Origin of the sequence: Holdemanella porci (genome assembly GCF_019052655.1) — a bacterium.
Classification (GTDB): domain Bacteria; phylum Bacillota_I; class Bacilli_A; order Erysipelotrichales; family Erysipelotrichaceae; genus Holdemanella; species Holdemanella hominis.
The window spans coordinates 1-6610 of sequence record NZ_JAHQVB010000088.1 but is presented as its reverse complement, the minus strand read 5'-3'; the positions used below and the strand labels follow the sequence as shown (position 1 = coordinate 6610).

7 protein-coding genes are annotated in these 6610 nt (G+C 36.3%); all 7 read right to left on the bottom strand.

Going from position 1 to position 6610, the window contains the following annotated elements; all coding sequences use genetic code 11:
• The coding region (gene carB / locus KTQ83_RS10920; RefSeq protein WP_217256828.1) for a carbamoyl-phosphate synthase large subunit at positions 1–1718 on the bottom strand (1718 nt) is incomplete at its 3' end.
• Complete coding sequence (gene carA / locus KTQ83_RS10915; RefSeq protein WP_186999752.1) at positions 1711–2775, bottom strand: glutamine-hydrolyzing carbamoyl-phosphate synthase small subunit; 1065 nt, start codon at positions 2773–2775, stop codon at positions 1711–1713. The genes carB and carA, both read right to left, overlap by 8 nt.
• A gap of 3 nt (positions 2776–2778) precedes the next feature.
• On the bottom strand, positions 2779–4044 hold the full coding sequence (locus KTQ83_RS10910; protein WP_186999751.1) for a dihydroorotase: 1266 nt from the start codon (positions 4042–4044) through the stop codon (positions 2779–2781).
• Between the two features lie 2 nt (positions 4045–4046).
• Positions 4047–4949, bottom strand: a complete 903-nt coding sequence (locus tag KTQ83_RS10905; protein ID WP_040466523.1) for an aspartate carbamoyltransferase catalytic subunit — start codon at positions 4947–4949, stop codon at positions 4047–4049.
• Positions 4950–5106: 157 nt separating this feature from the next.
• Positions 5107–5484 (bottom strand): RidA family protein, encoded by a 378-nt coding sequence (locus tag KTQ83_RS10900; RefSeq protein WP_217256827.1) that lies wholly within the window; start codon positions 5482–5484, stop codon positions 5107–5109.
• A gap of 10 nt (positions 5485–5494) precedes the next feature.
• Positions 5495–6118: a DUF5052 family protein gene (locus KTQ83_RS10895; protein ID WP_244975851.1), complete on the bottom strand. Its 624-nt coding sequence runs from the start codon at positions 6116–6118 to the stop codon at positions 5495–5497.
• A gap of 237 nt (positions 6119–6355) precedes the next feature.
• Positions 6356–6610 (bottom strand): hypothetical protein (locus tag KTQ83_RS10890; protein ID WP_217256826.1); only part of this gene is annotated, 255 nt, incomplete at its 5' end.

Sequence of the window (6610 nt, the reverse complement as noted above, 5' to 3'; positions counted from 1 at the left end):
GCATAGTCAAACTCAACACCTTGTCCAATACGAATTGGTCCTGAACCTAACACAATGATTTTTTTACGATCACTGACTTCAGATTCATTTTCCTGATCATAACTTGAATATAAGTATGGTGTTGCACTGACAAATTCACCCGCACAAGTATCTACTTTCTTATAAACTGGAATAATTCCATTTTCTTTACGCAAGTTATATAAGTCGAATTCTTTCATGTTCCAGTTACGAGCAATGTAACTGTCTGAGAATCCGTGTTCTTTTAATGTTTTTAAAACCGCAACATCCTTTGGATTTTCATTCATCAATGTTTCTAAATCAAGAATTCTTTGAATGTGCCACAAGAAGAAACGATCCATCTTAGTTACATCAATAACAGTTTCTACATCGTATCCATTACGCATCCATTGTGTAATCGCAAAGATTCTTTCATCATCACACTTCTTGATTTTTTCAAGTAATTCTTCCTTCGTTAATCCAGCCAGTTCTTTTTTGTATAAGTGATCCACTTTCATTTCTAAAGAACGAATCGCTTTCAAGAAAGATTCTTCAAAAGTACGTCCAATGGACATAACTTCACCAGTTGCCTTCATCTGAGTTCCTAATCGACGATCTGCATTAGGGAATTTATCAAATGGGAAACGTGCAAATTTACTTACGACATAGTCAACAGTAGGTTCAAAACATGCATAACTGTTTTTAGTAACTGGGTTTAAGATTTCATCTAATGTTAATCCTACAGCCAATTTTGCAGAGATTTTTGCGATTGGATATCCTGTTGCCTTACTAGCTAGAGCAGATGAACGAGATACACGAGGGTTAACTTCGATGACATAATATTTAAAACTATTTGGATTTAATGCCAACTGTACGTTACATCCTCCACAAATTTTTAATGCACGAATGATTTTTAGTGATGCACTGCTCAACATTGCGTTTTCACGATCTGTTAGAGTTTGTACAGGAGCTACTACGAAACTATCTCCAGTATGAATTCCAACTGGATCTACGTTTTCCATGCTACAGACTACGATTGCGTTGTCATTCGCATCACGGATTACTTCGTATTCGATTTCCTTATATCCAGCAATACTTTGTTCAATCAAACATTGATGTACAGGACTAGCCTTTAATCCTGCTTCACAAATTTCACGAAGTTCAGCCTCATCATCGGCGAAACCTCCACCCGTTCCACCAAGCGTATAAGCTGGACGAACTACGACTGGATAGCCCAATGTTTCACAGAATGCAACCGCTTCTTCTATTGTATGAACGATTGTACTTTCTGGTACTGGTTCATTGATATCTTGCATTAAAGAACGGAACAATTCACGGTCTTCTGCACGGTTGATAGCTAATAAATCAGTTCCTAGAACTTCTACGCCATATTCGTCTAGAATTCCATCTTCATGTAATTCTACAACTAAGTTTAATCCTGTTTGACCACCCAATGATCCTAAAATGGCATCGGGTCTTTCTTTATAGATAACGCGTTTAGCGAAATCCAAATTGATTGGTTCAATATAAACACGATCCGCAATTGTCGAATCGGTCATAATTGTGGCTGGGTTTGAGTTAATTAAGATAACTTCATATCCTTCTTCGCGAAGTGATTGACATGCTTGAGATCCTGCATAGTCAAATTCTGCGGCCTGTCCAATTACGATAGGTCCAGATCCGATTACTAAGATTTTTTTAATGTCTGTACGTTTAGGCATTATTGTGATCCCCCTTTTCAATCATTTCTACAAATTTACCATATAATGCATCCCCAGTTTGTGGATAGAATTGAATACCAAATGCAGGATATTCCTTATGTTCAATACCTTCACAACTCTTATCATTTAATGCTTGATAAGTCATTTCTAATGAAGCAGCTTCTAAGCTATCTACATCAACGGCATATCCATGATTTTGGTGAGTAATCTTAACTTTATTTGTTGCAATTTCTGTAACTGGAATATTTGATCCGTGATGTCCAAATCCCATTTTAGAAACAGTTGCACCTGAAGCTAATGCGATCAATTGATATCCTAGCCCAATACCGAATACAACGGTTTGTTTCATTAATTCTTTAACGACTTCAATCTGGCTAGTCAAATCACAAGGATTGCCTGGCCCGCTTGATAAACAAACTCCGTCTGGGTAGAATGACATAATTGTTTCAACGCTAGCATCGTGTTCAACAACAATTAAGTCCAATCCACATTTCGATAAATCGCGTAATGTGCTCATTGTTACACCAAAATCCACCACAACGACTTTCTTTCCGCGATTTGGCATAGGATAGACCTTCTTTGTTGAAACAGAAGATACTTGATCCTTCAATAGTTCTGTATTTTTTAATTCTTCTACAACCTTTTCAATGTCTGCATCGGTATTGCATAAAGTTGCCTTCATATTTCCTTTATCTCTTAATTTACGAGAGATTGCACGAGTATCAACCCCATAGATTCCTGGAATGTTTGCACGTTTCAAGAAGTGATCTAAACTTTCCTGACTTCTCCAGTTACTTGGTTGTTCGCAATAGTCTTTTACTACGAGACCAAATGTAGCTGGATCAATACTTTCATAGTCATCACGATTGATACCATAATTTCCAATTAATGGATATGTCATCATTACGATTTGTCCGCAGTATGCATTATCAGTTAAAATTTCTTGATAGCCAGTCATTGAAGTATTGAATACCAATTCTCCAATACGGAAGTTCTCACCACCAAAGCTGCGCCCTCGATATGTGCTCCCGTCTTCTAATACTAATAATCTTTCCATAGTTTATCCTTTCCATACTGTTTTTCCATCTACGATGGTTTCCTTTACTTGCGCATTTACGCTCCAGCCATTAAATGGCGTATTTTTCCCCATGGATTCAAATGTATCTATGTCAATCAAAGATTCATGTTCTAAATCTACTAAAACCAAATCGGCATTATAGCCTTCTTTAATTTGTCCTATATTCTCTAAGCCAAAACGCTTAGCAGGTGCAGCCGACATCCAATTTACCAATTGAGCCAATGTCCAACGTTTTTGACGGTGAACAAACTCTGTGTATAGTAAGGCAAATGCGCTTTCTAATGAAACAATCCCAAACGGTGCTTTATCCATAGAACGCTTCTTTTCTTCATAGGTGTGTGGTGCATGATCATTGGCAATGCAATCCAATGTTCCGTTTTCCAAGCCTTCAATCAAAGCCATACGGTCTTCATGACCTCTTAAAGGTGGATTCATTTTCCAGTTTGGTCCAACCACATCTTTATCTTCTAACAATAAGTGGTGTACTGTAACTTCAGCACTTACATTCGAACCTGATTCTTTTGCGTTTTTTAATGCTTCTACACTTTCTTTAGCTGAAATGTGGCAAGCGTGATAAGCGTTTCCTACTTCTTTTGTGATTTCTAAATCACGAATCAATTGTGCACTTTCACAAGCACTTGGAATTCCTAGCCAGCCCTTAGATGTCACAACTTCACTGTCATGTACACAAGCCCCTGGTCTGCGATAACTCATATCTTCTGTATGAGCTACAATCATGCAGTCATTTTCTTTCGCCTTTTCCATGGCTTCTTTCATGATTTTTGGTGTAGCTACCCCAACACCATCATCACTGAACCAGTGTACACCCAATTCTTTGATGCCCTTCATATCCACTACTTCCTTACTTGCCTCTTCTAATGTAATGCAAGCATATGGATATGTATGTACAACAGATTCTTTTTTGATTAATTGTTGATAGTCTTTCATTGTGTCCACATCATCTGGAAAAGGGATGACATTTGGCATTGCAAACACAGAAGTAAATCCTCCATGTGCCGCCGCTAAACTACCTGTATGAATGGTTTCTTTTTCACTGTGTCCAGGTTCTCTAAAATGCACATGTACATCCACTAATCCTGGAATTACAGTTAAGCCTGTAGCATCTACTGTATCACAGTCTTTCAAGATAGAATCATCAATCTGAATGATCTTTCCTTCGTCAATTAAAATATCTTTCTTTTCGACACAATTGTCAATTAAAACTTGACCATTTTTGATTAAACGCATGCTTATTTTTCCTCCTTGAATGGAGCAAAACCAAATCCACGTTTAATAACGGCCTTTCTAACCAACATACCATTGTGCATTTGTTCAAAAATTCTTGATTTTTCAGCTTCCACTAAATCCGTATCAATTTCAACACCACGATTAACAGGAGCTGGATGCATCACGATAGCCTTGTCTTTCATTCTTGCATAACGTTCTTTTGTAAGACCATACTTTTCTAAGTATTCACTATCTGTCATACCAGCCATTCCAGAACCTCTTTCTTTCTGGATACGAAGCATCATGACAACATCTGCCCATTCAATGGCTTCATCGAAGTCAATTGTTGGATAGCCAGGTCTTTCCCATTCTTTTGGTCCGGCAAAACGAACGGTTGACCCTAATTTTTCTAAAGCTTCTTTATCACTGGCAGCCACTCTTGAATGTAAGATATCTCCACAGATTACTACATTTAAGCCTTCTAGTGTGCCAAACTCATTTTGCATAGTTAGTAAGTCTAACAAGCATTGTGTTGGATGGTTTCCTGCACCATCTCCAGCATTTAAAATTGGAATATTGATATTTTCCAATTCTTTAAAATATTCATCTTGAGAATGACGGATCACCACCATGTCATACCCAATTGATTCAAATGTCTTTACTGTATCATAAAGAGTTTCTCCCTTTGTGACACTGGATGCTCCTGCCGCAAAATCGGCTACTTGGCATCCTAATTGGTGCTGTGCACTTTCGAATGAGAAATGTGTTCGAGTTGAAGCCTCAAAAAAAAGATTAGCAACCAATGCTTTCTGCATTGGTAATTGCCAATCTTTAAAGGAACTATTAAAAAGTCTAGCATCATCAAGAATGCTATAGATATCTTCAACTGACAGATCTCTCATGGATAATAACGAATTTTTGTTCATATAATCCTCCTTGTGACCTTAAAAAAATGGATTTAAAAAGTCCCTTTTCAAATCCAATTTCTCTTTTATATATACTACCATAAATCATGGATTTTTCAACAATAAAATTCTTCAATACATCAAAGAACGAACTCTATTTACGACATATATGTTTTAACTATTTTTTGATTGCGATACACTCAATTTCTACCTTTGCATTTTTAGGTAATGCAGCTACTTCAAAGCAGCTACGAGTAGGATATATACCATCAAAGTATTTCGCGTATTCTTCGTTTACTTTCGCGAAATCTTTCATGTCATCCAATAATACAGTTGTCTTAACAATATCATCATATGTTAAGCCTGAAGCTTCTAATAATACACCAATATTTTCAAAGACTTTCCGAGTTTGTTCAACAACATCTTCACTAACCAAATTTCCTTCTGTATTCACACCTAATTGTCCAGATAAGAATACAAGTCCTTCTGTAGCAATCCCTGCTGAATATGGCCCTAATGCCTTAGGTCCTTTTGTACTACTAATTTGTTGTTTCATTTTGTTTCTCCTAATCCAATAATTCTTTATCAATGATTTGAAAATTTGCTCTATGAATATACAAAGCCTTACCATCAATCATAAGTTTCGTCATTTTTGGTAAATTATCTGGAATCTTCCAATACACCTTATCTCCAGAGTAGGCGGCAATTGGCTGTCCTAATTGGGATTTAATGACTACAATTCTTCCTTTGCCAAACATATTTTTATACTTGTTGATAAAACGAGCAACAGACGTATTGTCCGATATTTGTCCATGTGTATTTGAATCAATATCTTCTTGTATGAAATCCACATCCGGTGTTAAGCCTTTTTGTTCAAAAACACAAGTATCTCCACATGATTCTATTTCTTTTCCGTCTACCGTTATCGTAATTACACTTGATAATTCATAGCCATGAACAACACGTCCATCTTCATCATAGGAAGTAGACTCTACCGCATTACCTGTAATACTGATTTTATCCCCACTTGTCTCCATGACTTCACTACCATAATTATCATACGTATAGATTGTGTATCCATTCCCTACTAAATTGCCCTTGATATCATTAAGTGCTGATTGAAACATGCTACAACCACTCAATAATATACATAAGCATACTACACTTATTCTTTTTATATTCTTATTCATATTTCCCCCATTTTATAATGCATTTTCTAAGCTTTCATCAATAGCTTTTTAATTAACTCTACACTTACTGAAAAGATGAATGCGATAGCTTTAATTCCAAATTCCTTGTTCATCATTTTTTGATACATTTCAAGCTCTTTTTTTCACGACCTCGTTCAATTCCTTTTTTCATCCCTTTAACTTTACCTCCAGCCATCTCTTTTCAACTTCACACACCTCAATCTCCTCCTCTAATTCTTATAAATCCAACCATTCTACATCTGTTAATGTCTTGACGATTTTTAACACACTGCTTTTCACAAGCCCAAAATGATTACTCGTTCCTTCATAAATAGACTGATCATAAATACTTCGACATATATAGAATAGATTATACACATCTTCTTCATTAAAATTATATGAAGTATTTCCTTTGATTTCAATCAGATTCATTTTGCAGTCATGGAAACAAGCTGTAAACCTTTCATCCACCTCTACAAGTTCTGATAGCTT

Excerpts from the sequence above, each read along its gene's own strand:
- carA (WP_186999752.1), bottom strand. The coding sequence starts at position 2,775 with ATGGAAAGATTATTAGTATTAGAAGACGGGAGCACATATCGAGGGCGC.
- KTQ83_RS10910 (WP_186999751.1), bottom strand. The coding sequence starts at position 4,044 with ATGCGTTTAATCAAAAATGGTCAAGTTTTAATTGACAATTGTGTCGAA.
- KTQ83_RS10905 (WP_040466523.1), bottom strand. The coding sequence starts at position 4,949 with ATGAACAAAAATTCGTTATTATCCATGAGAGATCTGTCAGTTGAAGAT.
- KTQ83_RS10900 (WP_217256827.1), bottom strand. The coding sequence starts at position 5,484 with ATGAAACAACAAATTAGTAGTACAAAAGGACCTAAGGCATTAGGGCCA.
- KTQ83_RS10895 (WP_244975851.1), bottom strand. The coding sequence starts at position 6,118 with ATGAATAAGAATATAAAAAGAATAAGTGTAGTATGCTTATGTATATTA.